This is a genomic window from Oceanobacillus sp. FSL W7-1304 (assembly GCF_037969805.1).
In the GTDB taxonomy this organism is placed as follows: Bacteria; Bacillota; Bacilli; order Bacillales; family Amphibacillaceae; genus Oceanobacillus; species Oceanobacillus profundus.
Genome location: NZ_CP150211.1, coordinates 3,558,881 through 3,585,004, shown reverse-complemented (window position 1 = coordinate 3,585,004; position 26,124 = coordinate 3,558,881). Strand labels below are relative to the sequence as shown.

Here is a 26,124-nt window from a genome sequence, read left to right as displayed (position 1 = left end):
GCATTCTCCTTTTTAAAATAGCGTTTCAGCTAAGTTCTTCACAAATTCACGTTCTCGCTCTTCATCCAATTTGTCAACGATTGAACGTAAAATCGCACGTTTGGGAGGTATCAAGACACTCAAATCACAAGCATCAAGTAACGCACGAATCGACGCCGCATCCTCGGATAGCTTTCCTTGAAAGACAGCTGTAATTAAATCTCCAGATAATTTTACGAATAAATTAATTAATGTCTCATCTGTCAACTTTGTATTGGAAACGATGAGCTGCTTCAATTGCTCGCCCTCGATGTATGGAACCTCAATGACGATAAAACGGTTTTTCAATGCTTCGTTAAGCGGAACGGTACCAATATACCCTTCATTAATCGCAGCAATCACGCCAAAGCCTTCCTTGGCAGTAATCATTTCATTTGTAAATGGATTCGTGATTGTTCTCCGATAATCAAGCACCCCATTAATAAGTGGCAATGTTTCCGGCTTAGCCATGTTTACCTCATCAATATATAAGAAGCAACCAGCCTTCATCGCATTTGTCACCGGTCCCGGGATAAACTCAATCACCTGCTTTTCACCTTCGTAAGCAAGTGTTTTAAACCCAAGCAAGCTTTCCGCATCCAAATCCACCGAGCAGTTCACACTGAACATCGGCTGCTGGAACAGCTGGGATAGCGTCTCCGCAAATTTCGTTTTTCCCGCTCCAGTAGGACCTTTTAACAAGACATTTTTTCCCATACTTAACGCAGTAATAGCATCCGTTAGCAAATCCATATGTGGCGGCACATAGCCACCAGGCCGAATTAAATCTTGAAACTCCTCTGCTTGTCTTGCTTTTTGCGTTTCTTCTAGTTGTTGGTTTATATTTTCAGGTAACTGATAATTTATATTCATTGTAAAAACTCCTTCCTAAGACATTGTATACGTGATTAGGGGGAGAAATCAAAGATTGCCTTCTGCATTATAGTGGAATGATTGTGTGGAAATGCTACTTATTTTGGAAGTGCGTGCTGAGATGGTGTCTTATTTTTGCGTTTGGTGCTTTAGCAGGGCGGGATGGCGCCTTATTTTTGCGTTTGGTGCTTTAGCGTGTGGCGGTGGTGCCTTATTTTTGCGTTTGGTGCTTTAGCAGGGCTGGATGGTGCCTTATTTTTGCGTTTGGTGCTTTAGCGTGTACCGGTGGTGCCTTATTTTTGCGTTTGGTGCTTTAGCATGTAGCGGTGGTGTCTTATTTTTGCGTTTGGTGCTTTAGCGTGTGGCGGTGGTGCCTTATTTTTGCGTTTGGTGCTTTAGCAGGGCGGGATGGTGTCTTATTTTTGCGTTTGGTGCTTTAGCGAAAAGGGGTAGCGTCAGGAAAATGCGTATTAACAACGATAAGGAAATCCAGATATAAAATAAGCCTAATTTCTCGGTAGTTTTAGTGAGAAATTAGGCTTTGATTACTTCCATTAACGACCCTTATAGCTGAAGACGGTTGTTTTCTTAGAATGGAAGTGCTTTTCATGTTCCATCTATCTATGAGTAGCTATCATTTACTTTTTTTGTTATATACAATTGCAGTAATTACATTAAGTATAATAGTAACTATAGAAAGCAGGAAAGAAAGACGAACCACACCCTTAGAGGTGTCCATAAGAGCCGACCAATCCTCTATCCTGACTAAGTAATCGTTATATAATATTTGAAAACATAGCGAGATTACACAGGCACTAAAACTTGCTATCGAAAATAAAACCCAAGTTTTGTTATTATCTTTATTACGCTTTGCCAGACTTGCAATAGGAAATATCCATGCAATTAAACCCAGCACAAGGCTTCCGATATTTAACAAACCATACATAATCATGTCTCCTTTCTAATTCTAATCCATATTTTCAATTATTTTCTTGAGTTTGAAAAATCCTGATAAATATTTCGTTGAGTAAAGAGTCAGTATTAATCCGCCAAGCCATATCAGCGATACAATGAAAATGATGCCTAATGGGAAGTAACTATAAAGAAACATATTTAATGCTAATACACATGAAATGATAACCGAAATGACTGTTAGAGGGATAAGTTGAACCAGTTTGCGCTTGATAATCTTTCTGCACATAGCGAGTTTCGTTTCACGATCACTGAATATTTTTTCTTCGCTACACTGTAAAGCAGGTTTTGAAAAATAAAATCTGCCGTCTTTTTCAGCCACGAGTTCCCATCCAAAATCAGTAAATAATTGTACATATTCACTTTTACGCTGCTCTTTCGGATTAAAGTCTATCTGATAGATAGCAGCTTCTTTATCGCATTTTTCAAAAAAATATTTCTTGCCTCTTGTATCGGTCACTCTCCATCCAGCGTTGTGTTGAGAGGATAAAAATTCTTGCTCCTCCTCAAAATCGGATATATAAAAACTCCTTCTGATTGTTTTCTTTTCAGTCATTATTGCATCCCTCCCTATGCTCTTGTGTTTTTATATAATCTTTCAATACGCAGGATTTCAATGTCTAATATTTCACGTCCTAAATCAGTGATTTTATAAAATTTTCGATTGCTCTCTATTTTCACAAGAACAATTAGCCCATCTTTCTCCATTTTGGACAAACTGGTATAAACCGTCCCTGCCCCTAAATCTATTTCACCTTTTGTGAGGGTTTTTACGTGTTTCATGATACTATAACCATGCATTTCACTTTGCAAAGCAAACAGGATATAAAAGCTGGTTTCTGTCATTGGCATATAAAACCTACGTATTCTTTTATCCAATCAAACACCACCTTCCTTATAGCGTACTACGATATAAATGATTATAGCGAAGTGTGATATATTTGTCAAAACCTGATTTTAAAGAACGGAATAATCACTGAAAGCCGTGAATTACAATTCTAATAGCAATTCACTACTAACAAATATAACTAATTTACAAAAAATTTACAAAAAACAGTAATATTATCCTATTTGGTTTTAAGGGGTAGTTTACTAGAATGGAAAGTGACAGGGGTGGTACTTAGGTAGTTTTACTAATGGGCTCAGTTGTGATAGTCGGAGGGGAGTGATACTGACGGGCAATAAGGCATTGAAGCATTTCTATTAATCAACTAAAACTACAAACTACTTTTAAGTAGAATGAGAGGAGAAATCAGAATGAAAAACAAACTGAAAACGGTGGCTTTCATTGCATTAACTACTCTTATGGTATTGGGTAATTTTAATCCAGTTTCCGCAGCAACTGAAACGGATGAATTTAAATATTTAAAGGACGCAATCGAAACAGTTGACGCTGTACCTTCTGAGGAAAGAGATCAATACTTGGAAGATAACCGTGATTGGATTGATGAAGTTGGAGTGAGACTGGAATCTTATATAGAATCCTTTCCAGAAGGGGAGCAAAATGATGTAGTTACGCGTCTTTTAAGCGATAACGCTATAGGAAAAATCGAAATCGCACTTAGCGGAAATCTTGATGAATACTTTAATAACGTATGGACTTCTACACGTGGGGGTTATTACACATATTCAATGGAACCAAAGTGGTCCGTCAGACTTTGGGGACCAACAATGGAGGCTGCTTGGAATGAATTAGAAAGAAACTATAGTGGTATCCGAAACGACAACGGAAGTTTATGGAACCAATATAAATGCCATTGGGATTATGATGTTTTTGGTGCAGTAGCAGGAAGCTGGGATTTAGAGGTGGGTAGACCGATTGTTTCTGACTGGGAAATGTTCACGTCTCGTTGCAATCCGTCGTAATTAAATAATCAAATTTATTGAGTAGCAAAGAACAATTTTTAATCTAAGTATTGCAGTAGCACAACAGACGATAGGAAGCAGAATTGCTATAATCTGGTAGACTGTGTTGGCTAAGAGAAAACGTGGTGAAAACCGGAGGAGCAAAGCGCCATGATAATCTGGCTGCAAACCTAATAGACCAATGTAACCCAATCCATTTATATGGTGACCTCATCCGAGAAGAGGTTGCGTTACATACTCTAAGACCACTAAAACTGTCTTAACGTTGTTAATCCGCATTTTCCTGACGGTATCCCTTAAAGGCAAAAGGAGCTTGGATTCGATTCCAAACTCCTTCTTTTAATACTCTTTCCTCGATTCTAAGAAATGAATTGATAGAAGGATGGTATTCTTTATTTATGATTGCGTGTCCAGTTACGGAATTTCACATTACATGGAATGCCTTGATTAAAACGTATGGTTTTATTATCTATAATCCCTCTTTTTCTGCAGTTTGATTTTTTCAAAGTGCTTATCTCTATATTTCTGAAAAAGTCCAACTACAATTGTTAGCCAAAATCCACTAGCGAAGTATCCGCCAATAATATCACTCGGATAATGTACACCAAGATAGACTCTACTGATTCCAATCAAAACAATAAATAGGCTGCTAAATAGTATTAAGATAGTACGTCCAGTGCGATTTGGAATATGACGCCATAAGAGGAATGCTAGAATGCCATAAAATGCAAAGGCATTCATTGCATGACCACTAGGAAAACTATAACCACAAATATCAATTAGACGATGAAACTCTGGACGTGCTCGATGAAAGATTTGTTTTAAAATCCAATTTAGGATTGGCGTACTAATAACAACCGACCAAAGTAAAATGATTTCTACTCGATGTTTCATTACAACATATAGAAACAGAGAAGTCAGCAGAACAATGACAAGCATGGCAGAAAAAGAGCCAATGAATGTGAAGAACTTCATGATGGACGTTAGTGTTGATGTTTCGAATTCTTGAATATAGGCAATCACTGTACGATCAAAGTTCGTAATATCTTGATTGACTGCAAAAATCACCATTATACTAAATCCGAAAAGCGTGACTAAACCGGTAATCAATGCCCCTGTCGAGTGCTTTTTATGTATCATGCTGAAAAAACTCCTTAGATGAAATTACCTTTTATTTAGAGATACACGGAATCTTACCGCCTTTCCCAACAATACTTTCTTTGCGTATTATTACCTTACTTCCACCACTATATTTAAATTGTTAAAAGTTATCTGCTATCCTGGAGTATCCATTTGTATTGCATTTTTACGTCTATTTTATTATATATTGGACAGATGACGGATCTTAGAGGATACGGCACCAGCGCATGGAACGAAATCATGGAAAAACTTATTCAAACGACGTACCACTGTTGAACGTTTTCCATCCCGTCACAACCCTTAATTTCTCTCCAGAACGCGTCCGAACAAATGGCTTTCATCTGGTGTTTGAAACTCTATCAACAATGGCTCACTCTTCATTCTATTTTTTTATTATGCTCCAATCGCACCTCAAAACGGACACCCAACAACGTTCGGATACCCCCATACCATGAAAAAGTTTTAACTAACTAAGTTCTTAGTCATGAATCAGGAAGCTCGTCCCCGCCAATTAATCACAATAATTCCTGCCGCCACCAGCATAATGGCGAAAATAATAAATACATTTAGCGTCTCTCCAGGAATAAACATCGCAGATAGCACGGTTCCCGAAACTGGAACAACAAATTTGTAAATACTTATCTCGCCAGCTTTATTATATTTTAAAATCGAATACCAGAGCGCAAATGCAACGGCCGATAAAATTGCGGAATAGATAAATAAAGCCGTACCGAGACCATTAAAGATAATTGCATTTTCACCTAGCTGCGGATAGCCGACCGCAAGTAAAAGCACAGCACCTATTGTTAGCTGCCAGCCCGTCAATGCGAATGGATGGATACCAACCGCTAATTCTTTTGCCATAATCGTTCCAATTGCACCTGTCAGCGCAGCTAATATCATGTAGCCTTCCCCAGTAAATTGAAATGCCAGCTCAAATTCCTGTCCCCAATTCGCAACGATAATCCCGGAAAAACCGGCGATTAGGCCGATAACTTTTTTCCAATTCATCCGATCATTTTTGTAGTAGTAATGTGCTAGGATAACGGTAAAGAAGGTGGCACTTGCTGATAAAATTGATCCTTGCATACCTGACACTTTTGCTAAACCATTGTAAAAGAAAAAGTATTGTAACGAAGTTTGAATAAATCCAAGGATAACAATGACCATCAGCTGTCTTTTTGTAATGATAACTTTCTTTGGGTTGGTTAGAAGCAGTCCAACAAGCACAATAAGTCCAGCTAATAAAAAGCGCCAGCCGGCAAAGACAATTTTTGCAAAGGTATCATCAGGTGCCATTTGCAGTTCTTCATAGCTTACCTTTAAAACAGGAAAAGCACTCCCCCATAAAAGCGAGCAAAAGATTGCAATACCAATGACTGCCCATTTATTCTGAAACATGTTTTTCACGTAAAATTCATCTCCTGCTAATTCTAGTTGTACAATAGTCTAATGTAGCTTATAGATAGGTATTTGGTCAAGCAAAGAAAACTTGGCATTCGCAAGCTTTTAACGAATGCCTTAGTTGAACTTATATAAAAAGATAGTTTTAAAATAACCCAGCTGGAATTAGCCGGGCTATGCCTTAACAGTTAAATAATCGGATAATACTGCTCATATCTCGGATTGCAGTAATAAGGTGGTCTTGGGCCGATTTTCGGAACAAGCCACAAATTCGGGTTATCATCATACCGCATTTTTTCTTTTTCGTCGGAATGCGTAACTAATAACAGTTTTACCTCTGGATTGTAATAATCATGCATCGTTATAGACCCCTCCTGCCTATGCTCTCCAATTACTTTATTCACCTCACACCGTTCATGAGCACGTACATTTAACCGATGCACAACATCCGCCCATTTTTCATAAATTAATTTCAGCATCAATGATTGAGGAGGAAATATAATGACAAAGGATTATGGAGACGAGCAAACTTATCCTATGTATCCCAATTATGGAAAAATAACGCGGTATGAGGATATCGCTATTACGGTACCCGAGCAACGACAGTACCGGCAGCCAGGTGTAGAAGCCAAAATGGTACCGAGACCAATCATCGAAAATCCGAATTATAAAGGAAGTGGAAAGTTAAAAGGTAAAGTTGCTCTGATTACTGGCGGTGACAGTGGAATGGGAGCTGCTGCGGCAATTGCTTTTGCAAAAGAAGGAGCAGATGTTGCCATATCCTATTTGGATGAACATGATGATGCAAACCGAACGAAAAACAGAATCCACGAGCTTGGCAGAGAGTGTCTCCTGTTACCTGGTGACCTTAGAAACAAACAGCAATGTATCGCTATTGTTGAAGAGACAATTAATACTTTCGGGAAGCTTGACATTCTGTGCAATCATGTAGGTATCCAATTTCAACAACTAAGTTTGCTCGATATTACCGATGAACAATTCGATGACACATTCAAGGTAAATATCTATTCCCATTTTTACACCACACGCGCTGCACTTAAATACTTAGAAGCAGGTAGCTCCATTATTAACACCTCTTCTGTTGTCGCTTTTGATGGAAATGATCAGCTCATTGATTACACAGCAACTAAAGGTGCAAACATCGGCTTTACACGAGCATTGGCAAACAGCTTAGTAAGTAAAGGAATACGTGTTAACGCAATTGCACCCGGACGGATATGGACACCACTCATTCCATCCAGCTTTTCCGCCGACCAAGTTCCCCTTGCAGGTAATCCAATGGATCGTCAAGGCCAGCCGTTTGAAGTGGCTCCCACATTTGTCTATCTTGCCTCAGATGATTCAAGATTCGTAACTGGACAAACGTTGCATGTAAATGGCGGGCAGGCGCTTTCATAGTATTATGTTTATATCTTAATGAATGACTCTTTACTGTTTGGATGGATCGTGCGTTAGCTTTCGGTTTGGTGTCATAGAGATGGGGGATGGTGCGTTAATTTTGGATTTGGTGTCATAGAGATGAGAGATGGTGCGTTAGTTTTGGGTTTGGTGTCATAGAGATGGCGGATGGTGCGTTAGTTTTGGGTTTGGTGCTTTAGCGACGGTGGATGGTGCGTTAGTTTTCGATTTGGTGCTTTAACCAGGACGGATGGTGCGTTAGTTTTGGGTTTGGTGTTATAGAGATGGGGGATGGTGCGTTAGTTTTGGGTTTGGTGCTTTAGCCAGGACGGATGGTGCGTTAGTTTTGGATTTGGTGCTTTAGCGACGGTGGATGGTGCGTTAGTTTTGGATTTGGTGCTTTAGCGACGGTGGATGGTGCGTTAGTTTTGGATTTGGTGCTTTAGCGACGGTGGGTGGAGGGCAGTCAAATCGACTGCCCTATTTCTAGATTAATTTACTTCAACAGACCGACCAACTGCAGTCCGTGTAAAATTCCATCTTCGCCAACATCTTTTGTCACGAATTTCGCAGCTTTTTTAGCTAAATCATGTCCATTTCCCATTGCAACACTGTTATGAACATACGTAAGCATTTCAACATCGTTTAATCCATCACCAAATGCATATACGTGTTCAGGCGAAACACCTAAATGATTTACTAGATTTTCAATGCCCATCGCCTTTGACCCACCTAATGGCAAAACATCGACAGAATATTGATGCCAGCGGACAAAATCAAGCTGATCTACTGCTTCTTTGTATGCTGCTTCATGCTCATTCTTACAGAAAAGCAATGTTTGGTAGATTTCATTATTTTCATAGAAACTTGGATCAAATCCTACCTTATTATTTACTTTCAATGAATCGATTGCCTCTGCCAATTCAGCATGCTCTTCCACATTCGAATACCAGCCTTCATGATCCATGTAGATCAGCGGATGCCCATGCTTCCTAGCATGGACAGTTAATTGTTCCAGCAAATCGCGTTTGATTGGGTTTTTATAAACGATTTCACCGTCTCTTACAACATATTGCCCATTAAAACCTACAAACGTATTGATATTTAACACTTCACGCAGGTCTTTAAAATTAAAGGGTGAACGGCCAGTCGCAATTGCAATTTCATGTCCTTCTCCTTGAAGCGTTTGAATAGCTTCCTTTGTTGATGCAGGAAGTTGTTTCTCATCGTTATACAACGTTCCATCTATGTCAAAAATAATTAACTTTTTTTGCATGTTGCTACCTCTTTCTATGGGGGTTCTACTGTTTAGCTTAAGGGAAAAGGTGGGGGAATGCAATTTATTCGGTTAGATAGAAATAAGAATGGGAAAGAATTTGTTGCAGAGAGATGTTTCGCTCGGATATTTAAAAATGTCACGCAGCTCTTTATTTTATAAACTCCCAACAAACTCTTTATAATCCCTGGCTTTAATCAACCTTTCAACCATCGTACTACTATCAATTATCTCTCCGAGCATTTCGTACATTGCCTGCAGGTCTTCTTGTGAATCTTTCTTAACACATAGAAGGCATATAAATTGAACAGGTTTGTCCCCCCATTTTATTGGCTTTTCTAATGTACATACAGTCAGAAAGGTTTTTTCTGTTTTTGGTGTGATTGGATGTGGTATTGCCACTAAATTGCCATACGAAGTAGGAGCAACTTCCTCCCTTCCGTATACCGCTTCTAGAAACGTCTCATCCACTAAACCTTTCTTTAGCAATTCATCATTTAGAAAGCTCAAAACCTCATCCATCGTTTGGTGCTTTTTCCGAGGAAACATTAGTTCTTCACTAAAATAGGTATTTATAGATTGACCCTGTTCCCCTATAAATCGCCCAATTTTTGTTAAATCTTGATCTCCTAAAATGGCATTAACTTGAACAACTGGTACTGGGATATTATCTTGAATGGGAATTGAACTGACAATAAAATCTATATCATACAAACTATAATCACGTAATTTATAATATTCTGTTGTTCCAACAATATCTAAATCCTTACCAAATTGATTTTTCAATTTATAATAGATTAATTGCGCTGTTCCAAAGCCTGACGCACATATGATTAAACAGCGCTTTGGTCCACTTTTCAGCTTTCTTCTTTCTATCGCTGCTCCTATATGAAGGGCAATATAGCCAACCTCAGGTTCATCTATTTCAGTCCCTGTTTCTTCTCCGATAATTATTCCGGCATAAACAGCTGCTTCAAATGCTAATGGATAATTCTTTTTTATATCTTCCAGCATCGGATTACGGATGTTCATTCCATACTTATACCGATTAACAGCCGGCTTCAAATGAAGACTTAACCCAAGTATTAACTCCTTATCCTCGTTAATTCCAAGGTTTAATTCTTGCTCGATTTTATTCAATGCCGATGTGACAAGATGAAGAATATCCTCATCAATTACCTCTTCAACGGCATCATTCGCCTGAGAAAGCAATTTTGTTCCAAGTAAATGTATTGCAATATAGGCTACCTCCAATTGTGGAAATTCAACTTGGAACTTTTCTTCTATCTCTTTTACGATTTCCTGCGCAACTTTGTATTCTTTTTGTTTTAAAATATCCTGTAAATCCATATTGTATAATTTCACATGATTACCACTTTTTATTCGCTTATAAGCAATGGCAATATGAACGAGTAAATTATTCAATGCTATGTCTGATAGCGTGATGGAATGAGCGTTAATTTGCTTGATGATAATCTTTAAAAAACCATCAAGTACTTTCTGATCGAAGGAAGCTAGATATGGATCCATCAATTGCTCTCCAATATCTTCATTCCAATCAAAAATATATTCTGCCATACAAAAACGGAGTTTCATTTCATTCCCTATTACTTTCAAACCATAATTTGGACGCACATCTAAACTAAGTTCGTATTTAAATAGTATTTCTCTAACTTGCTTTAAATCATTTTGAATAGTAGACCTGCTGATATACATCTCATCAGCTAAATCATCTAACTTAATATAATTCTTATTAAGCAGAAGTCGTATGATGATATATTTCGTTCTTTCTTCCGGTGTCTTTGGAACAAATCCGTTTATCGACTGACCATCATTTGATATTTCTGTTAAAAAATCTCGGAAAAGTTGTTCTTCCATAATTTTCAGCTGATATCCCTTGCCCTTTAATGACTCAATCATAGCTCCATTTCCCTCTAGTAGCATCGAAAGATTTTTTATATCTTCTCTCGTAGTTCGTACGGATACTTGTGTTATAGAAGCTAAGTACGTCCCGGTAATAGGAGATTCAACTGCGATTAATTCTCGTAATATCACTTTCATTCTGTATTCTAGCATTTTCTTAATCCACCCTCTTTCGGTGTACCAATTACGATTAACATGAATCTTTTATCACTAACCTTGCCCTCTATCATTATTTTAACCATAAAAGGCTCTGATACCTATGCAGAACCAGAGCCTTTTAGAAAAAATACTATTATAATGGAATCTTCTATACACCTTTTTGAGTCCGCATCATGTTTTATAGGATATTCTTTAGAAAAACAATCCAATTCTTATTAAAAGCCGTTACGCTCAGACACTTCTTTGATCCAGTGTGCACTTTTCTTCGGTGTGCGTTCTTTTGTCTTTACATCAACTGAAAAGAACCCATAGCGGTTTTTATAGGCGTTCATCCATGACCAGTTGTCCATAAATGTCCAGAGGTGGTAGCCTTTTGCATTACAGCCTTCCTGGATTGCTTGATGCAACCACTTTAAATGCTCACGGATAAAGTCAATTCGGTAGTCGTCCTGGATTTCTCCGTCTTCTAAAAAGCGTTCTTCATTTTGAACTCCCATACCATTTTCTGAGATGAAGGATTCAATATTGCCATAGTTTTCTTTTAGATTAATCATAATGTCATAGATACCTTTTTCGTAAATTTCCCATCCGCGATAAGGATTCATTTTACGACCTGGCATTTCATAGTTATCGAAAAACCAATCTGGCATGAAAGGTCCATAAGGGTTTGGCAAATGTTCCTTTGCTTTTACACGACGTGGCTGATAATAATTGACACCTAGAATATCAGCAGTGTTTGCTTTAATTAGCTCACGATCTCCATTCTCTGTGTTAGGTAAATGACCATGTTCACGTAGAATTTCAATTAATTCTTCAGGGTACTCCCCTAAGACAGCTGGATCCAGGAAGCTACGGTTGAAAAATAAATCTGCAATTTGTGATGCTCTTAAGTCAGCAGGGTTTTGACTACGCGGATAAGATGGCGTCAGATTTAAAATGATACCAATTTTTCCTTCGCTAATATCACATGTACGGAAAATCTCCACTGCTTTTGCATGAGCAACCATTGTATGAAAAGCAACTTGTACTGCACGTCTTCCATCGACTACATTAGGATAATGGAAATCATAAAGATAACCGCCTTCTACCGGAACAATTGGCTCGTTAAATGTAAACCATTTGGGAACACGATCACCAAATAGATGGAAAGCTTCTTTGGCATATGCTGCATATGCATCAACAACAGATCTGCTTTCCCAGCCACCTTCTTCTTGTAACTCGAATGGCATATCAAAATGGTATAGGTTTACAAAAGGTTCAATCCCATTAGCAAGCAGTTCATCAATTACATGATTATAGAACTTCACAGCCTCTTGATTTACTTCACCACGTCCACCAGGGATTAGCCGAGACCAGGAGATTGATAAACGGAATGTATTGTGACCAATTTCCTTCATTAATTGGATATCTTCTTTATAACGGTAATAAAAGTCAGATGTGGACTCTGGACCTACACCTTCAAAAAAGCGATTTGGTTCGACTTCGTACCAATGATCCCAGATATTTTTTCCCTTTCCTCCCGCATTGGCAGCTCCCTCCATTTGCGTTGCCGATGTTGCACTTCCCCACCAAAATCCTTCCGGAAATTTATATTGAACTGACATTTCATATACCTCCTCATTATTTGCTGCGATAGAGTTCAATAAATTCTACTGCTAAATCCCTCACAGTCATAGCGTTCATTAAATGGTCCTGTGAATGAATTAAAATCACATTTACATTTGCCTCTTCCCCATTAGCTTCTTCCTGTAATAGCTTTGTCTGGAAACCATGTGCCTTCGTTAGCTCTTCACCTGCTTCTGCTATTTTTTGATCAGCTTCTTCAAAATTACCCTCTTTTGCATCTTGAATAGCCTCCATCGCACTAGAACGACCATTTCCTGCATATAAAATAATTTGAAATGCAATTTCTGTTATATTATCCATTCGCAGTCACCTCTCATAAGTTGCTAATCTATCATCTTAAGAATAGAGTGGCCCCGCATAATTGGGGCCACTAATCTATCTACTTATTGCCACTTTTCTCTTTCTCATAATAGTTTTTATCCAGAATTTTCAGGAACGGCCACCAGATTACCATTACGACCATTAAATTAAATGCCTGCAGTACTGCACCTTGCCACGCATTGCCTGTTGCTAAAAATCCACTTATCAGCGGTGGTGTAGTCCATGGGACAATTATTCCAGCTGGCTTCGGTACGATTCCAGTTGACATTGCAATATACGTAATGACCGTTATAACAACTGGAGCGATAATCCAAGGAATCAGGACTAATGGGTTCATAACAATCGGCAATCCAAAGATAATTGGCTCGTTTACGTTGAATATGCCCGCTGGCGCACCAAGCTTCCCTAGCTCTTTTAACTGCCTGCTTCGCCCTATCATAAAGATCAGAATGATAACCGCTAATGTCATACCTGTTCCACCCATACCGACTAAGAAAGTATCAATAAACTGTTTTGTTACAACGTTTGGCAACTCAAGACCTGCCTGGAATGCTTGTAAATTTTCATCGTTTAAGGTGTACCAAATTGGATCAAATACAGAGTTTACGATAATCTGACCATGTAAGCCAAAGAACCAGAAAACTTGAATTAAAAGTACTGCCACAATAGTTGCTGGCAAACCACTGCCTAGAGTAGTCAATGGCTGTTGAATAATGGTATAGATAAAGTTCTGTATGGTTTCAAATGGTGTATAGCTGAAAATAATACGAATTATTAAAAATAATGATAACGTTAATGTGATTGGAATTAATGCGCTAAATGATTTAGAAACTGCATCCGGAACGCCTGGTGGCATTTTGATTGTCCAATTTTTCTGAGTGAAAAACCGATATAGCTCAGCAGAAACAAATGCCGTAATGATTCCTAAGAACATACCTTGTGCACCTAAGCTTACTGTTGGAATAACACCTGCCACTCCCTCAAGAACTTGCGGTGTTAAGATTAAAAACGAAGCTAAGGCAGCTGCTCCACCATAAATAGCTTCCAAACCATATTGCTCGGTTAGCTTATATCCAATACCAATAATGACAAACAGACCCATAATACTTAAGGTTGCGGCTGAAGCTGGTCCTAATGCAGTTTGATACGTTGCAAATGCTTCTTCCCCAATCAATTTATCTAAAAATGGCAGATTTGCCAGAACAACGAATATTGACCCAAAAATAATTAATGGTAGTGAAACCATGAAGCCATCACGCAGAGCTGTCAAATATTTGTTATTGTTAAGCTTGTCCGCAATTGGTAACAGTATATTTTCCAAGACCTCCATAAACTTGTTCATTTTTATGCTCCCCCTCTTGGTGACTATTCACCAATTAACTCCAATGCTTTATTTAAAACCGCTTCTCCATCTACGCGACCATAAGCCATGGGATCAATAATGTCTAATGGAACTCCAGCTTTCTCTGCGACTACAGAGAATTTCTTCTTCATAAATCTCATTTGCGGGCCGATTAAAAGAACATCTGCCTTTTCGATTTCAGATGGTGCCTTATCTTGTGCAACAGCCCAAATATTGACTTCAATCCCTTTCGAAGCAGCTGATTCCTTCATCTTGTTCACTAAAAGACTTGTTGACATTCCTGATGAGCATGCTAATAATATATTTTTCATCTGATAATTCCCCCTGAATTATAATGTAGTTTGTTTTTGAACCTATATTTATCGTACAGCTAAAGCGGTTTCATTAACACGCATTGTTTTTCCTCTTTAAAGAGGAAGTTGTTAAACGCTTTCATTATTTTGTTTTTTTACCAGACACCAAGCAAAAAATAGCAATCTGTTATGAATCATTAATAGAATGAAAAACTCCCTACCATCAAGTAAGGAGTTTAGTCAGTTTAAATTCCAGCTTTAGTCAATAACTCTTCGACAACTAATTGTGATTTTAATCCCTCTACTCCATCGACAAGAAGTTGTGAGTCGTTGGTAACACATTCCACGAAATGTTCAACCGCGTCAACAAATCCTTTTTGCTTTAAGGTCGTTTCCCAGGATGGGGAAGTCTGTATGGTAAGTTTATCTTCTTGAACAGTTTCCATCACATTCAAGTTTTTCACACGAATTAGTGCTCCATCTGTAAGTAACTTTAATTGCTCTAAACTCGTTCCAGCCTTTCGATGCATTGAAAGATTAAATGAAGCTCCATTTTCAGCTTCGAAAACATGGTGAGCAAAAACGAGCTGTTCAGTCAAATTAGTTGTCATCTTTTGATACATCAACTTCAATTCACCACCATGAAACCACCTCATCAAGTCAACGATGTGAATGTAATCGTCAAGCATCGTAAAACGGCAACTCGCCGGACCAATGTTATTTGTACGGTGTTTCTCAACATAAATCGCAGCAGGATCCCCTGCCCTTTGCTTCGCTTCCACATACATCGGTGCAAAACGACGATTAAATCCAACCATTAGTTTTCGACGGTTTTTTTCACTTAACTCAACTAGTTTTTCCGATTCTTCAACTGTAGCAGCAAGTGGCTTATCCACATAAACATCTTTTCCATTTTTAAGAAGTTCCGATACTACTTCAAAATGGGACTCCGTTGAGCTATGGACAAATACCGCGTCACTCGCTTGTATTAATGCTGACATACTATGAAAATCCTGAATTCGATACTGCTGGCAAATTTGCTTTCTTTTTTTCTCGTTCGGGGAAAAGGCCCCGACAAATTGCCACTTCGTTTCTTTCGTTAACGTTGGTAAATAAGCTTTTTGTGCAATGCCTCCAAGTCCAATCATAGCAATTCTTGGCAATTTCATTTAGACACTCCTTAAATAAGGCTTCTTTTATTTATGTTCTTTCATGTTATTTAATATTGAATAATAATACAAGTACTTAGGTAATGAGAAACATGATTTATGGATTTTCTCGAAACGGTTGCTTTTAATCCATTCATAGATAATAGCAATATGAAAAAAACGAGTAATCACTTCCGTCAGTGATTACTCGATCCTTATTTTAAGCTCCTATTTTTTCTTTTACATACTTTTCATTTTTACTGAATATTGTAAGACCAGTTGTGTTTTTATGGAATTTAGGAAAGAAAAAGCTTGCGATATATCCAAACCCAAATGATGTAAAGAAAGATACCATACTTACAGCAAATGGGGTTAACTCCGTTTGCTGGATAAAGTACGAAGCAATTGCACTTAGGAATAGTCCAACCAATACACCTGGAGCATTTGCTCGTTTCGTGAAGATCCCGAGTGCAAATATACCAGCAATTGGCACACCGAATAATCCGGTTATAGCCAAAAATAAGTTCCATGTTTCTGCACGATTCGTGGAAATGAGATACAAAGCAACAGCTAATCCAAGAACACCAGTAATGATTACTACCCATCTTGCAAGTGCGACATCATTTGTTTTCTTATGATTGAAAAATCGCTGTTTAAAATCAACCAATATACAAGCTGAAATACTGTTAAGACTCGATGAAATGGTAGATTGAGCAGCCGCAAAAATAGCAGCAATTAGTAAACCTGCAACACCTACTGGCAATGAAGTCACAATAAAATATGGAACGATTGCTGAAGTGTTAAACCCATCAGGAAGTACTTCCACATTACTGTAATAGCTGTATAGCACCGTTCCCATACCATAAAATATAGGAATTGTGATTAATGCAAGAATTCCATTTGTCCACAAGGATTTATTTGTATCCTTGATAGAACTTGTTGTCTGGTAGCGCTGTACAACATCCTGACTCGCTGTATACTGATGCAGATTATTAAAAATGGAACCAAGGAAAATAATTGGTATTGCTGCAGCTGCAGTACCAAACTGAAAGTTTTGCGCTGTAATAAATTTTTCATTTGAAATCGCATCATTTAATACAGTTGAGAAACCACCATTAACTGCGGATATACCAAGTACAACAACTAAAATTGCACCGCCAAGTAGTATAATCCCTTGAATAACATCACTCCAGATTACACCTTCCATACCACCTAAGAATGTGTAGATAATACATAACCCTCCAACAGCTGCAGCAATAAGCACTGGATTAATTTCTGAAACGGAAGTAATGGCTAATGTTGGCAAATAAATAACAATCGCTACACGTCCAATATGAAATAAAACAAATAATAAGCTCCCTATCACCCTTAGTGAAGGGCCGAATCTTTCTTCAAGATATTCATACGCTGTTGTTATATTAAGTTTTCTAAAGAAAGGAATGTAGAAATAAATCAAAATCGGTATAATTGCAAATATTGCAAGGTTTCCTGCTGCATAGGACCAGTCCGTTAAAAATGCCTGCTCTGGAGTAGACATAAATGTAATCGCACTCAAAGTTGTCGCATAAATACTGAAGCCCGCTGCCCATGCAGGAATTTTACCACTTGCTTTAAAGAAGGCATCTGTATCCTTACCGGCTTTTTTCGTGAAGTATAAACCCACGCCAAGCATAGCGATCAAATAAACAATTAACACGATCCAGTTTACTGTACCAAGACCCACTTTTTCCATTACTTTTCCTCCTCTTTGTATCCGCTTAAATATTTATTATTCAAAAAATTAATTGATAGGAAAAGCAGTTCAACTGCTTTTCCTTGTTTGGTCTTATGAAAACTTGGCATACGGTAAATAAATTGTTGAAAGCTTATTTTTTTCTTAGAAACTCTTATTCTATTATTCTTGAAATTCAAGCTTCCTGAGCGTGCATGATTCTGCATAAAAATGCTTTTCGTCTGAGAAGTATGTTTTTTGAACTATTAATTGCTTACTTGTACAGAAAAAATACAAGTACACTTTCGACTTAAATCACAAATTAAAATCTCTCACCAGTTTTTCCACAGCTTCCCTTTTAGCTGGATCAAATGAACTCATTGGCTGCTTCACTGTTCCGGCATCGATACCCTTTACATTCAATATTTCTTTCAATGTCTGATACAACCCAAGCTCTAAAACTTTTTCTATGATATCGTTCATAACATGCTGCACTTCATAGGCGCTGGCAATTTCCCCCTGCTGCACCATTTCAAAAATTTGTTTTGCAAGATTACCATGGATATTATAGGTACTTCCAATTGCACCGTCTACACCAGAGACCGCACCATATATTAGCATTTCGTCAAATCCTGAATAGATCAGTTTATTTGGGTATTTCTTACGCAGACGCTCTAACATAAAGAAATTGCCATCTGTATATTTAACACCAATAACTTTTTCATTTTGGAAAAGCACATCAAACTGTTCCAATGACATGGATACACCTGTCAAAGCAGGAATAGCATAAATAATCATATTGTTGCCTGTTGCTTCTATAATCGTTTCATAGTAATTCTTAATCTCGTCAAACGTAAATTTATAATAGAAAGGCGTAACAGCTGAAAGGCTATCATACCCCAATTCTGTTGCATACTTCCCAAGTTCCACAGCCTCATTTAGATTGATTGAGCCAACTTGTGCGATTAGTTTAACCGCTCCATTCGTTTCTTCATGTGTAATTTCAAAAATTTTCTTCTTTTGATCGGTTGTCAGCATGAAGTTCTCCCCAGAGCTTCCGTTTACATATAACCCATCAACCTGCTGCACGTCGATATTATTTCTGATTACTTCCCGTAACCCCTGTTCTTTAATTCTTCCCTGATCATCAAAAGGAACGAGTAACGCTGAAAATATACCTTTCATGAAAATTCCTCCCTTAGTTTTAAATTGCTAAAACGCATTCATAAAGTTATAATATTGTCAGACCAATTTTCAATTTCATCATAAAAGGGTTTTCACAAAATGTCAACACTTTTCGTAAGGGGTTTCATTATAACTATGAAAATATGATATGATTTAGGAAAAAAAAAGAGGGATCAACGTGGAAATTCAGAAGACTTCTCTAGTGAATATTGTTATCGAAAGAATAAAAAACTCTATTCTAGAAAATAAGTTAAAACCAAATGATAAATTTTTAACGGAAAAGGAGCTTACGGAGCAGCTGAAGGTAAGTCGAACTGTAGTAAGAGAAGCATTAATCTCACTTCAAGCTGTGGGGATTTTAAAGATTAAGCCCGGTGGCGGAATCTACATTGCAGACACGAAGCTTGGAACGATCAATTCCATTTTAAAACATCATTATGAAACATACGGTGTAAAAATAAGGGAATTAATCGAAATTCGAAAGATCATCGAACTTGGGGCATTGCGCCTGATTATTGAAAAGCAGGTTCCATTGGATATACAACAGCTAAAAGAAATAAATGAGTCCTATCTCCAAGCGATTACAACCAATGGAGATACAAAGAATTTCGATCGTATTTTCCATCAATCCCTTATTAAAGCAACTGATAACGATACCTTTTATGACTTCAGTGAAATTATTCATCAGTACTTTGCTCTCGTAAGAATAGATTTGACAGAGAATCAGGATTCCTTAATAGAATCGTACAAACAGCACAATGAAATTGTTGATGCTATTAAGGATAATGATCTGCTTCATGCACAGAAAACAATGACTGCTCACTTTGAACCTATTTTTACTTTTATTAAGAAAATGGAGGAAGAATCGTGAAAATGGATCCAGTCGATGTGACAGAAAGAAAGTCTCTAAAAAAAACGGTCATACAGGAAATTAAAAAATATATAATCGATCAGCAACTAAAGGCAGGAGACAAACTTCCGACAGAGCGTACATTTACTATGATGTTCGGGGTAAGCAGGTCTGTGGTCAGAGAGGCCTTAAGTTATCTCGAAAATACTGGGGTTGTTACAACAACACAGGGAAAAGGTGCATTCATAAATGAATCAAACATAGAAAATCTTCTAAACAGCTTTTTTTTCCTTTGGCAAGTTAATGATGGACAAATCGAGGACATATTAAGCTTAAGAATCATTTTTGAGTCAAGTGCCATTGATGAAATAATTCGGCAAAATCGAATGGACGAACTAACTGAATTAAAACATAGGGTGGATGACAGTAAAAACTGCCAATCATTGGAAGAATTCAGAGAAGCTGATATTGCTTTCCATAAGCATCTTCTAGAAGCAACCAATAATAAGCTGTTTATTCAAATGACAAACATGATTACAACCTATTTTTTCGAAACGGAATATATTGAAATGACGATAGACGAATATCAAAAAGCTGCATCAGAGCATTTACAAATTGTAGAAGCAATGATTAAAGGAAATGCCGAGCAAGCAAAAGCATTACTCACAAGACATATTCAAAACACAAAGGTATAGGGGGCTTCATATGGGTATTTACCTATCCATTGATATTGGGGGTACATACATTAAATATGCCCTGATGGATGAGCAGCATAGACTTTATAACCATCAGAAGATGGAAACACCCGTAAATATCAATCATGCCATTTTAAAACAGATTGAAACAATAGTAGAGAACACAACAGCTCAGTACGAGATTGATGGAGTCGGCATCAGCACCGCAGGGATTGTAGACAGAACGACAGGGGAATTAATTTACGCTGGACCGACCATTAAAGACTATAAAGGTACAGCTTTCAAATCTTTGCTGAATGATAAATATAAGCTGCCAGTACATGTTGAGAATGATGTAAATGCAGCACTGCTCGGAGAAATTTGGAAAGGTGCTGCCAGAAATCAAAATAACGTTGTTTGCATTACCTTGGGTACAGGAATTGGCGGTGCACATTATGATCATCAACTAAAGGATGGATTTAATTATCAGGCAAATTCAGTGGGATATTTATTGTATGACCCAGAAACACGAACAAACTATGAAGAACGCGCATCAACAGCTGCTTTACATAAGAGAATAGAAAAAGAATTAGGAACCGAATTCTCAGTAAAATCCGTTTTTGAACATGCGAAAAATGGAAATGAATCCTGTATTTCCATTATTGTATCCTGGGCAAAAGAAGTAGCAAAAGGACTAGCGCAAATTATTTTAATATCAGACCCAAAATGCATTCTAATAGGTGGTGGCGTTTCAGCTCAAGGTGATTATCTTCTCAAACAGATTCAAAATCAGCTCGACGTGTTCCTACCGGATAATTTCCTGAAAACGGAGCTGAAGATAGCTGAATTATTTAATGACGCTGCATTATATGGAGCTGTGTATCCTTTTTTTAATACGAAAAATAACACTTTTTGAATAGGGGGAAGTAAGATATGCTAGAAAAAGTAAAAGGAAATTTGATTGTATCCTGTCAGGCACTACCTGATGAACCATTACATAGTTCATTTATTATGTCCAAAATGGCATTAGCAGCATTACAAGGTGGAGCAAAAGGCATTCGAGCCAACTCTAAAGCGGATATTATCGCAATTAAAAAAGAAGTCGACCTGCCAGTAGTAGGTATTGTAAAACGTGATTATGAAGATAGCTCTGTCTTTATAACTGCAACTTATAAAGAAATAGACGAATTAATAGAGAGCGACTGTGAAATGATTGCAATGGATGCGACAAACAGGAAGCGCCCAAATAATATTGAACTTGCAGAGCTTGTGAGCTATACACGGGAAAAGAATAGTAAAATCCAGCTCATGGCCGATATTGCTACACTCGAGGAGGCTGTTCAGGCAGAGCAGCTTGGCTTTGACTGTATATCCACTACCTTGCATGGTTACACCGAAATAACAAAAGGCAAAAAGCTTTACCATGATGACTTTAAATTTTTGAAGGATGTTTTGGAACATGTGAGCATACCGGTTATTGCTGAAGGAAATGTGATCACACCAGAAATGTACAAACGTTGCATGGAACTTGGCGCATATTCCAGTGTCGTTGGTGGAGCGATTACAAGACCGAAAGAAATTACGAAACGTTTTATTGAAATGATGGGGTGATAATCAAGTAGGATAAGTGAATAACTCTTCAGAACCCGGAGTGCCGATTTCCCCACACCGGGTTTTCTAGAAATTAGTTCCTAGTATTGCGCAGTTCTTTAACAACTCTGAAAATCGAATTGATAGATTTGGAGCTTTTGGGTTTTTACAGATGACATCGTTCTTTTGACTTCTGCTACTTAACACTAGCTCTTTCTTGGTTAAGTAATTTAGATTATGGCTTTGAATCTGCCTTTATAGTGGTTTTTACAATAGCATTAATGCTACTCTTTGTGTTAATGCACGTTTATGTTGTTATTTTAGAATGATAAAAATATTATATAGGGGAGGAACGATATGCTTATAGGCGGAATTGAAGCAGGTGGTACTAAATTTGTGTGTGCTGTTGGAGATGAATCTGGAAATATTTTTGACAAGGTAACTTTCCCTACAGAAGAACCAGAAAAAACACTGGATGCAGCAAAGCAATTCTTTAACAAACATGATATCCAAGCACTAGGTGTAGGAAGCTTCGGTCCTGTGGACTTGAATAAAAAAAGCAAGACATTTGGCAGGATTTTAAATACACCAAAGTTAAAATGGAAGCAGTTTCATCTGTTAGAGCAGCTAAAACAAGATTATAATATACCAGTAACTTTGGATACAGATGTCAATGCTGCAGCACTGGGAGAATATAAATATGGTGCTGCAAAAAATGCCGCTAGTGTCCTCTATATTACAATAGGAACTGGCATTGGAGCAGGGTTTGTGAAAGACGGCCAAACTTATATTGGCAAAAGCCATCCCGAAATGGGCCACATCTTTATTCAACAAAGAAAAGACGATAATTTTGAGGGTAACTGTCCTTACCATGGTACCTGTTTAGAAGGTTTGGCTTCAGGACCAGCGATTGAAAAACGCTTTGGTAAAAAAGGAGATTTATTAGGAGCAGATCATATTGCATGGGAAATAACAGCAGATTATTTAGCACAAGCAATCATTAATTATCTTCTTATTCTTTCTCCTGAAAAAGTGATTATTGGTGGCGGCGTGATGAAACAAAAGCAGTTGTACCCGCTTATCCGTAGAAAGGTACTGGAGTTTTCGAATGCTTATATGGAACTTGAAAATTTGGACGAAATGATTGTAGCCCCTAAATTAAATGATGAGCAGGGGATTAAGGGTGCTATTGCGTTGGCTTTGTTGGGGTGAATGGGAAAAAGCTGTTGCTATGTGTTTGCAACAGCTTTTATAGTGTAAAAAATCAAATTTTAACAGGACTTGTTCCCTCTAGGAATGCGAAACAACCAGCTCAGCTTCCCCAGAAAGCTCATACGCTCCAACACGATGAGGAATGACAAAGTGACTCCCCTTCCCTATTTCAAAATCTTGACCATCCACTGTTAGCCTTGCTTTACCTGTAATCACACTCACTTGTAAAAAGTCCTTGTCCATCGTAAGTGCAGCATTACCATTTAACTCCCAGTGATACACAGAAAAATACTTCTCTTCCACTAATTTCTTAACTGTTAAATCATCTACGGCATTTTCGGTTTGTTCCACCTCTGCATCTTGATGTGGAACTGTTGTTACCTGCTTTGCACGTTCCAAATGCAACTCACGTTTATTCCCTGCTGCATCTGTCCGATCATAGTCATAGACTCGGTACGTAATGTCTGAACTTTGCTGTATTTCCAAGATTACGATTCCTTTACCAATTGCATGAATTGTGCCACTTGGTACATATACAAAGTCTCCAGCTTGTACACTGACACGTCGTAACAACTGATCCCATTCGCCACGATCAATCATATCTTCAAGTTCTTCTCGTGTCGTTGCATGATGTCCCAACACAAGCTCTGCACCCTCTTCTGCACTTAAAACATACCAGCACTCTGTCTTTCCATATGGTACATCTTCTACCTCTTGTGCAAATTGATCATTCGGGTGTACTTGTACAGATAAGTCATCAGCTGCATCTAAAACTTTTACCAATAAAGGATAAGCGCCATCATTGTCTTTACCCTTATTAAATAATTCACCATGTTCCAGCCAAGCATCTGCTAACGTCTTTCCCTTTAATGGACCATTCTCTATAACGCTTGGCCCATTCGGATGTGCAGAAACAACCCATGCCTCGCCAGTGTGTTCATAAGGAATCTCATAATTAAATTGTGTATTTAACTTTTGTCCACCCCAGATTCTTTCTTGAAATACAGGTTGTAGAAAAATAGGTTCGTTATACATAGCGTCCTCCATTAATCGTAATTTTTCTTTTATGTACAGTGTCATTCTAACATAAGAGGAACAGAAGAAAACACAAGGTTCTCTTCTGTCATTTTAGTTCCAATTAGCTTATCGTATCTAATAACTCATAAGCTTCTTCTGAACTGTGCACATTCAATAGTTGCTCTCTAAATGCATCATCCATCAATTTACGAGATAACATTTGTAAAATCTTTAAATGAGCGTCCCCAGCACTTTCTTCTGGTACTGCAATCATAAAAATTAGCTTCGCTTCAGTACCGTCTAAACTCTTCCAGTCCACACCGTCTCGCTTAATACCAAATGCTACCGCAGGGCGTTTTACTGTATTAGACTTACCATGCGGGATAGCGATATTCATACCAAGTCCTGTTGTGCTTTGACTTTCACGATTTAAAATTGCTTGTCTAAAAGCTTCCTTCGAATTTAAAATTCCGGATGCATCAAACTTTTCAATTAGCTCATCAATAACGTCATCACGTGTTTCCCCAGCTAAATTCGTTTCAATTAAATCAACATTCGTAATAGAAGTTAGCTTATTGATTTCTTCCATTTCAGCTTCTTCTTCAACTTCTTCAGGAGCAGACGCTTCTTGTACTTCCTCATTTGAATCACGGAGCGTACCACCTCCAGGAACTGCAACAGCTGGCCCACCATTTACATCTTTCTTCAAGAAGTTAACCATAAATGCCGTAACAATAACCCCAACAATTGCTGCAATAAAGAACATCACCACATTATTTACGGCACCTAGCACAGCTACAATTGGACCACCATGTGCAACTCTGCCACCTACACTACCAATCATCGCAATAACGGATCCGGCCATTGAACCTACAACAATACTTGGGATTACACGAAGCGGATCTTGTGCTGCGAATGGTATTGCACCTTCTGTAATACCGAAAAGTCCCATCGTAAACGAGGCTTTTCCAGCTTCTCTTTCATTATCCAGATATTTTTTCTTATTCAGCATCGTTGCCAGTCCCATTCCGATTGGAGGAATACAGATAGCAACAGCAATTGGTCCCATAATTTCATAGTTACCTTCAGCTATCATGGCAGAGCCAAACAGGAAAGCAACTTTATTGAATGGTCCTCCCATATCTACTGCAATCATTGCACCGAGAATAAGTGCCAGCAAAATCGAGCTTGCACCTTGCATCCCAGCAAGCCATACAGTTAACGCTTCAAAAACCTGTGCAACTGGTGCGCCAATAACAAAGATAAATAATAGTCCAACGATAACCGATGCAATAATCGGGATAAATATGATCGGCATGACAGGTAGAACAGCTTTTGGTACTTTAATTTTCTTAATAGCAAGTGCGACATAACCAGCTAGAAAGCCTGCAATAATTCCGCCGATAAACCCTGCCCCGGCTTCACTTCCGTAAAAACTTCCGTTAGCAGCAATATAACCACCGATCATACCTGGAACAAGCCCTGGACGGTCAGCAATACTTACAGCAATGAATCCAGCTAATATCGGAACCATAAACATAAATGCTGTACCGCCAAGGGATTCAATTTGTATCCAGATCGAATCTTCCGGTATCACGATTCCACCTGGAGTTTGCTCTCCGCCAAGCGTCAATGCAATCGCAATCAATAAACCACCAACAACAATAAATGGAACCATATAGGAAACACCATTCATTAAATGTTTATAAATAGGATTTTCTTTTTTCTTACGTTCGTTTTTAATATTTGCTGCATCCCTTAATTCGGGACGATATATAGCAACATCACCACTTTGAATTCGTTCAATCAATTCCTTTGGTTTACGAATTCCGTCCTGTACACCTGTCACAATCAATTTCTTCCCTACAAAACGTTCCTTTGATACCTCTTTATCAGCAGCAATAATAATTGCATCCGCTTCTTCGATATCTTGTTCTGTTAATGGATTCTCTACACCAATTGATCCTTGTGTCTCCACTTTTATATCAATACCCATTTCTTCGCCTGCTTTTTGTAAATTTTCAGCAGCCATGTACGTATGGGCAATTCCAACTGGACAAGCTGTCACAGCTAATACTTTCATT

Annotated in this window: 25 protein-coding genes; 7 read left to right on the top strand and 18 right to left on the bottom strand. The window is 38.0% G+C overall.

Features of this window, described 5'->3' with window-relative positions:
- Window positions 1-12: 12 nt before the first annotated feature.
- From NYE61_RS17755 to NYE61_RS17740, 4 genes are all read right to left on the bottom strand, one after another.
- Window positions 13-891 carry a MoxR family ATPase gene (locus tag NYE61_RS17755; protein ID WP_095308319.1) on the bottom strand — a complete coding sequence of 293 codons (879 nt, stop codon included), beginning with the start codon at window positions 889-891 and terminating at the stop codon, window positions 13-15.
- Window positions 892-1,525: 634 nt separating this feature from the next.
- Entirely contained in the window at window positions 1,526-1,837 is a 312-nt protein-coding gene (locus NYE61_RS17750; protein WP_339316171.1) for a hypothetical protein, read from the bottom strand.
- Window positions 1,838-1,858: 21 nt separating this feature from the next.
- Window positions 1,859-2,419 carry a DUF2812 domain-containing protein gene (locus tag NYE61_RS17745; protein ID WP_303448920.1) on the bottom strand — a complete coding sequence of 187 codons (561 nt, stop codon included), beginning with the start codon at window positions 2,417-2,419 and terminating at the stop codon, window positions 1,859-1,861.
- Between the two features lie 14 nt (window positions 2,420-2,433).
- Window positions 2,434-2,742, bottom strand: coding sequence for a PadR family transcriptional regulator (locus NYE61_RS17740; protein WP_303448923.1), 309 nt, complete (start codon window positions 2,740-2,742; stop codon window positions 2,434-2,436).
- A 378-nt stretch (window positions 2,743-3,120) separates the two neighbouring features.
- On the opposite strand from NYE61_RS17740, the gene NYE61_RS17735 reads away from it, so the two are divergent.
- Window positions 3,121-3,729: a DUF2599 domain-containing protein gene (locus NYE61_RS17735; RefSeq protein ID WP_303448925.1), complete on the top strand. Its 609-nt coding sequence runs from the start codon at window positions 3,121-3,123 to the stop codon at window positions 3,727-3,729.
- A gap of 465 nt (window positions 3,730-4,194) precedes the next feature.
- Here NYE61_RS17735 and NYE61_RS17730 read toward each other — a convergent pair whose 3' ends face one another.
- The 3 genes from NYE61_RS17730 to NYE61_RS17720 form a co-directional block, all read right to left on the bottom strand.
- Complete coding sequence (locus NYE61_RS17730; RefSeq protein WP_339316167.1) at window positions 4,195-4,869, bottom strand: phosphatase PAP2 family protein; 675 nt, start codon at window positions 4,867-4,869, stop codon at window positions 4,195-4,197.
- A gap of 489 nt (window positions 4,870-5,358) precedes the next feature.
- On the bottom strand, window positions 5,359-6,270 hold the full coding sequence (locus tag NYE61_RS17725) for a DMT family transporter (protein WP_251660897.1): 912 nt from the start codon (window positions 6,268-6,270) through the stop codon (window positions 5,359-5,361).
- Between the two features lie 191 nt (window positions 6,271-6,461).
- On the bottom strand, window positions 6,462-6,752 hold the full coding sequence (locus tag NYE61_RS17720; protein WP_339317541.1) for a hypothetical protein: 291 nt from the start codon (window positions 6,750-6,752) through the stop codon (window positions 6,462-6,464).
- Between the two features lie 22 nt (window positions 6,753-6,774).
- Here NYE61_RS17720 and NYE61_RS17715 point away from each other — a divergent pair, with 22 nt between their 5' ends.
- The gene (locus tag NYE61_RS17715; RefSeq protein ID WP_339316165.1) at window positions 6,775-7,692 is read left to right on the top strand and encodes an SDR family oxidoreductase; all 918 of its coding nucleotides are present in this window, start codon (window positions 6,775-6,777) and stop codon (window positions 7,690-7,692) included.
- A gap of 496 nt (window positions 7,693-8,188) precedes the next feature.
- Here NYE61_RS17715 and NYE61_RS17710 read toward each other — a convergent pair whose 3' ends face one another.
- The 9 genes from NYE61_RS17710 to NYE61_RS17670 form a co-directional block, all read right to left on the bottom strand.
- A complete protein-coding gene (locus tag NYE61_RS17710) occupies window positions 8,189-8,968 on the bottom strand; it encodes a Cof-type HAD-IIB family hydrolase (protein ID WP_339316163.1) in 780 nt (259 codons plus the stop codon).
- A 156-nt stretch (window positions 8,969-9,124) separates the two neighbouring features.
- Window positions 9,125-11,044 (bottom strand): BglG family transcription antiterminator, encoded by a 1,920-nt coding sequence (locus tag NYE61_RS17705; RefSeq protein ID WP_339316161.1) that lies wholly within the window; start codon window positions 11,042-11,044, stop codon window positions 9,125-9,127.
- 221 nt (window positions 11,045-11,265) lie between these two features.
- Window positions 11,266-12,654 carry a glycoside hydrolase family 1 protein gene (locus NYE61_RS17700; protein ID WP_339316159.1) on the bottom strand — a complete coding sequence of 463 codons (1,389 nt, stop codon included), beginning with the start codon at window positions 12,652-12,654 and terminating at the stop codon, window positions 11,266-11,268.
- Window positions 12,655-12,670: 16 nt separating this feature from the next.
- Complete coding sequence (locus tag NYE61_RS17695; protein ID WP_251660783.1) at window positions 12,671-12,976, bottom strand: PTS lactose/cellobiose transporter subunit IIA; 306 nt, start codon at window positions 12,974-12,976, stop codon at window positions 12,671-12,673.
- Between the two features lie 79 nt (window positions 12,977-13,055).
- Window positions 13,056-14,339: a PTS cellobiose transporter subunit IIC gene (gene celB, locus NYE61_RS17690; RefSeq protein WP_339316156.1), complete on the bottom strand. Its 1,284-nt coding sequence runs from the start codon at window positions 14,337-14,339 to the stop codon at window positions 13,056-13,058.
- A gap of 23 nt (window positions 14,340-14,362) precedes the next feature.
- Window positions 14,363-14,671: a PTS sugar transporter subunit IIB gene (locus tag NYE61_RS17685; RefSeq protein WP_149474896.1), complete on the bottom strand. Its 309-nt coding sequence runs from the start codon at window positions 14,669-14,671 to the stop codon at window positions 14,363-14,365.
- A gap of 227 nt (window positions 14,672-14,898) precedes the next feature.
- A complete protein-coding gene (locus NYE61_RS17680; protein WP_339316153.1) occupies window positions 14,899-15,822 on the bottom strand; it encodes a Gfo/Idh/MocA family oxidoreductase in 924 nt (307 codons plus the stop codon).
- 199 nt (window positions 15,823-16,021) lie between these two features.
- A complete protein-coding gene (locus NYE61_RS17675) occupies window positions 16,022-17,533 on the bottom strand; it encodes a sodium:solute symporter (protein WP_339316151.1) in 1,512 nt (503 codons plus the stop codon).
- A 294-nt stretch (window positions 17,534-17,827) separates the two neighbouring features.
- The gene (locus tag NYE61_RS17670) at window positions 17,828-18,697 is read right to left on the bottom strand and encodes an N-acetylneuraminate lyase (RefSeq protein ID WP_339316149.1); all 870 of its coding nucleotides are present in this window, start codon (window positions 18,695-18,697) and stop codon (window positions 17,828-17,830) included.
- Window positions 18,698-18,875: 178 nt separating this feature from the next.
- On the opposite strand from NYE61_RS17670, the gene NYE61_RS17665 reads away from it, so the two are divergent.
- The 5 genes from NYE61_RS17665 to NYE61_RS17645 all read left to right on the top strand — a co-directional run bounded on the left by NYE61_RS17665 (window position 18,876) and on the right by NYE61_RS17645 (window position 23,023).
- Window positions 18,876-19,568 carry a FadR/GntR family transcriptional regulator gene (locus NYE61_RS17665; RefSeq protein ID WP_095308292.1) on the top strand — a complete coding sequence of 231 codons (693 nt, stop codon included), beginning with the start codon at window positions 18,876-18,878 and terminating at the stop codon, window positions 19,566-19,568.
- 2 nt (window positions 19,569-19,570) lie between these two features.
- The gene (locus NYE61_RS17660; RefSeq protein WP_095308309.1) at window positions 19,571-20,242 is read left to right on the top strand and encodes a FadR/GntR family transcriptional regulator; all 672 of its coding nucleotides are present in this window, start codon (window positions 19,571-19,573) and stop codon (window positions 20,240-20,242) included.
- 10 nt (window positions 20,243-20,252) lie between these two features.
- On the top strand, window positions 20,253-21,137 hold the full coding sequence (locus NYE61_RS17655; protein WP_339316147.1) for an ROK family protein: 885 nt from the start codon (window positions 20,253-20,255) through the stop codon (window positions 21,135-21,137).
- 17 nt (window positions 21,138-21,154) lie between these two features.
- On the top strand, window positions 21,155-21,832 hold the full coding sequence (locus NYE61_RS17650) for an N-acetylmannosamine-6-phosphate 2-epimerase (RefSeq protein WP_339316145.1): 678 nt from the start codon (window positions 21,155-21,157) through the stop codon (window positions 21,830-21,832).
- A gap of 336 nt (window positions 21,833-22,168) precedes the next feature.
- On the top strand, window positions 22,169-23,023 hold the full coding sequence (locus NYE61_RS17645; RefSeq protein ID WP_339316143.1) for an ROK family protein: 855 nt from the start codon (window positions 22,169-22,171) through the stop codon (window positions 23,021-23,023).
- A 78-nt stretch (window positions 23,024-23,101) separates the two neighbouring features.
- Here the strand turns inward: NYE61_RS17645 and manA are convergent, their stop codons facing one another.
- Together manA and NYE61_RS17635 are read right to left on the bottom strand one after the other, a co-directional pair.
- Entirely contained in the window at window positions 23,102-24,058 is a 957-nt protein-coding gene (gene manA / locus NYE61_RS17640; RefSeq protein WP_303450666.1) for a mannose-6-phosphate isomerase, class I, read from the bottom strand.
- 103 nt (window positions 24,059-24,161) lie between these two features.
- The gene (locus NYE61_RS17635) at window positions 24,162-26,123 is read right to left on the bottom strand and encodes a PTS fructose transporter subunit IIABC (RefSeq protein ID WP_303450575.1); all 1,962 of its coding nucleotides are present in this window, start codon (window positions 26,121-26,123) and stop codon (window positions 24,162-24,164) included.
- Window position 26,124 lies beyond the last annotated feature (1 nt).

What these genes read in the sequence shown, in the direction of transcription:
- NYE61_RS17755 (WP_095308319.1), bottom strand. Translation starts at nt 891, where the DNA reads ATGAATATAAATTATCAGTTACCTGAAAATATAAACCAACAACTAGAA.
- NYE61_RS17750 (WP_339316171.1), bottom strand. Translation starts at nt 1,837, where the DNA reads ATGTATGGTTTGTTAAATATCGGAAGCCTTGTGCTGGGTTTAATTGCA.
- NYE61_RS17745 (WP_303448920.1), bottom strand. Translation starts at nt 2,419, where the DNA reads ATGACTGAAAAGAAAACAATCAGAAGGAGTTTTTATATATCCGATTTT.
- NYE61_RS17735 (WP_303448925.1), top strand. Translation starts at nt 3,121, where the DNA reads ATGAAAAACAAACTGAAAACGGTGGCTTTCATTGCATTAACTACTCTT.
- NYE61_RS17730 (WP_339316167.1), bottom strand. Translation starts at nt 4,869, where the DNA reads ATGATACATAAAAAGCACTCGACAGGGGCATTGATTACCGGTTTAGTC.
- NYE61_RS17725 (WP_251660897.1), bottom strand. Translation starts at nt 6,270, where the DNA reads ATGTTTCAGAATAAATGGGCAGTCATTGGTATTGCAATCTTTTGCTCG.
- NYE61_RS17720 (WP_339317541.1), bottom strand. Translation starts at nt 6,752, where the DNA reads ATGCTGAAATTAATTTATGAAAAATGGGCGGATGTTGTGCATCGGTTA.
- NYE61_RS17715 (WP_339316165.1), top strand. Translation starts at nt 6,775, where the DNA reads ATGACAAAGGATTATGGAGACGAGCAAACTTATCCTATGTATCCCAAT.
- NYE61_RS17710 (WP_339316163.1), bottom strand. Translation starts at nt 8,968, where the DNA reads ATGCAAAAAAAGTTAATTATTTTTGACATAGATGGAACGTTGTATAAC.
- NYE61_RS17705 (WP_339316161.1), bottom strand. Translation starts at nt 11,044, where the DNA reads ATGCTAGAATACAGAATGAAAGTGATATTACGAGAATTAATCGCAGTT.
- NYE61_RS17700 (WP_339316159.1), bottom strand. Translation starts at nt 12,654, where the DNA reads ATGTCAGTTCAATATAAATTTCCGGAAGGATTTTGGTGGGGAAGTGCA.
- NYE61_RS17695 (WP_251660783.1), bottom strand. Translation starts at nt 12,976, where the DNA reads ATGGATAATATAACAGAAATTGCATTTCAAATTATTTTATATGCAGGA.
- celB (WP_339316156.1), bottom strand. Translation starts at nt 14,339, where the DNA reads ATGAACAAGTTTATGGAGGTCTTGGAAAATATACTGTTACCAATTGCG.
- NYE61_RS17685 (WP_149474896.1), bottom strand. Translation starts at nt 14,671, where the DNA reads ATGAAAAATATATTATTAGCATGCTCATCAGGAATGTCAACAAGTCTT.
- NYE61_RS17680 (WP_339316153.1), bottom strand. Translation starts at nt 15,822, where the DNA reads ATGAAATTGCCAAGAATTGCTATGATTGGACTTGGAGGCATTGCACAA.
- NYE61_RS17675 (WP_339316151.1), bottom strand. Translation starts at nt 17,533, where the DNA reads ATGGAAAAAGTGGGTCTTGGTACAGTAAACTGGATCGTGTTAATTGTT.
- NYE61_RS17670 (WP_339316149.1), bottom strand. Translation starts at nt 18,697, where the DNA reads ATGAAAGGTATATTTTCAGCGTTACTCGTTCCTTTTGATGATCAGGGA.
- NYE61_RS17660 (WP_095308309.1), top strand. Translation starts at nt 19,571, where the DNA reads ATGGATCCAGTCGATGTGACAGAAAGAAAGTCTCTAAAAAAAACGGTC.
- NYE61_RS17655 (WP_339316147.1), top strand. Translation starts at nt 20,253, where the DNA reads ATGGGTATTTACCTATCCATTGATATTGGGGGTACATACATTAAATAT.
- NYE61_RS17650 (WP_339316145.1), top strand. Translation starts at nt 21,155, where the DNA reads ATGCTAGAAAAAGTAAAAGGAAATTTGATTGTATCCTGTCAGGCACTA.
- NYE61_RS17645 (WP_339316143.1), top strand. Translation starts at nt 22,169, where the DNA reads ATGCTTATAGGCGGAATTGAAGCAGGTGGTACTAAATTTGTGTGTGCT.
- manA (WP_303450666.1), bottom strand. Translation starts at nt 24,058, where the DNA reads ATGTATAACGAACCTATTTTTCTACAACCTGTATTTCAAGAAAGAATC.
- NYE61_RS17635 (WP_303450575.1), bottom strand. Translation starts at nt 26,123, where the DNA reads ATGAAAGTATTAGCTGTGACAGCTTGTCCAGTTGGAATTGCCCATACG.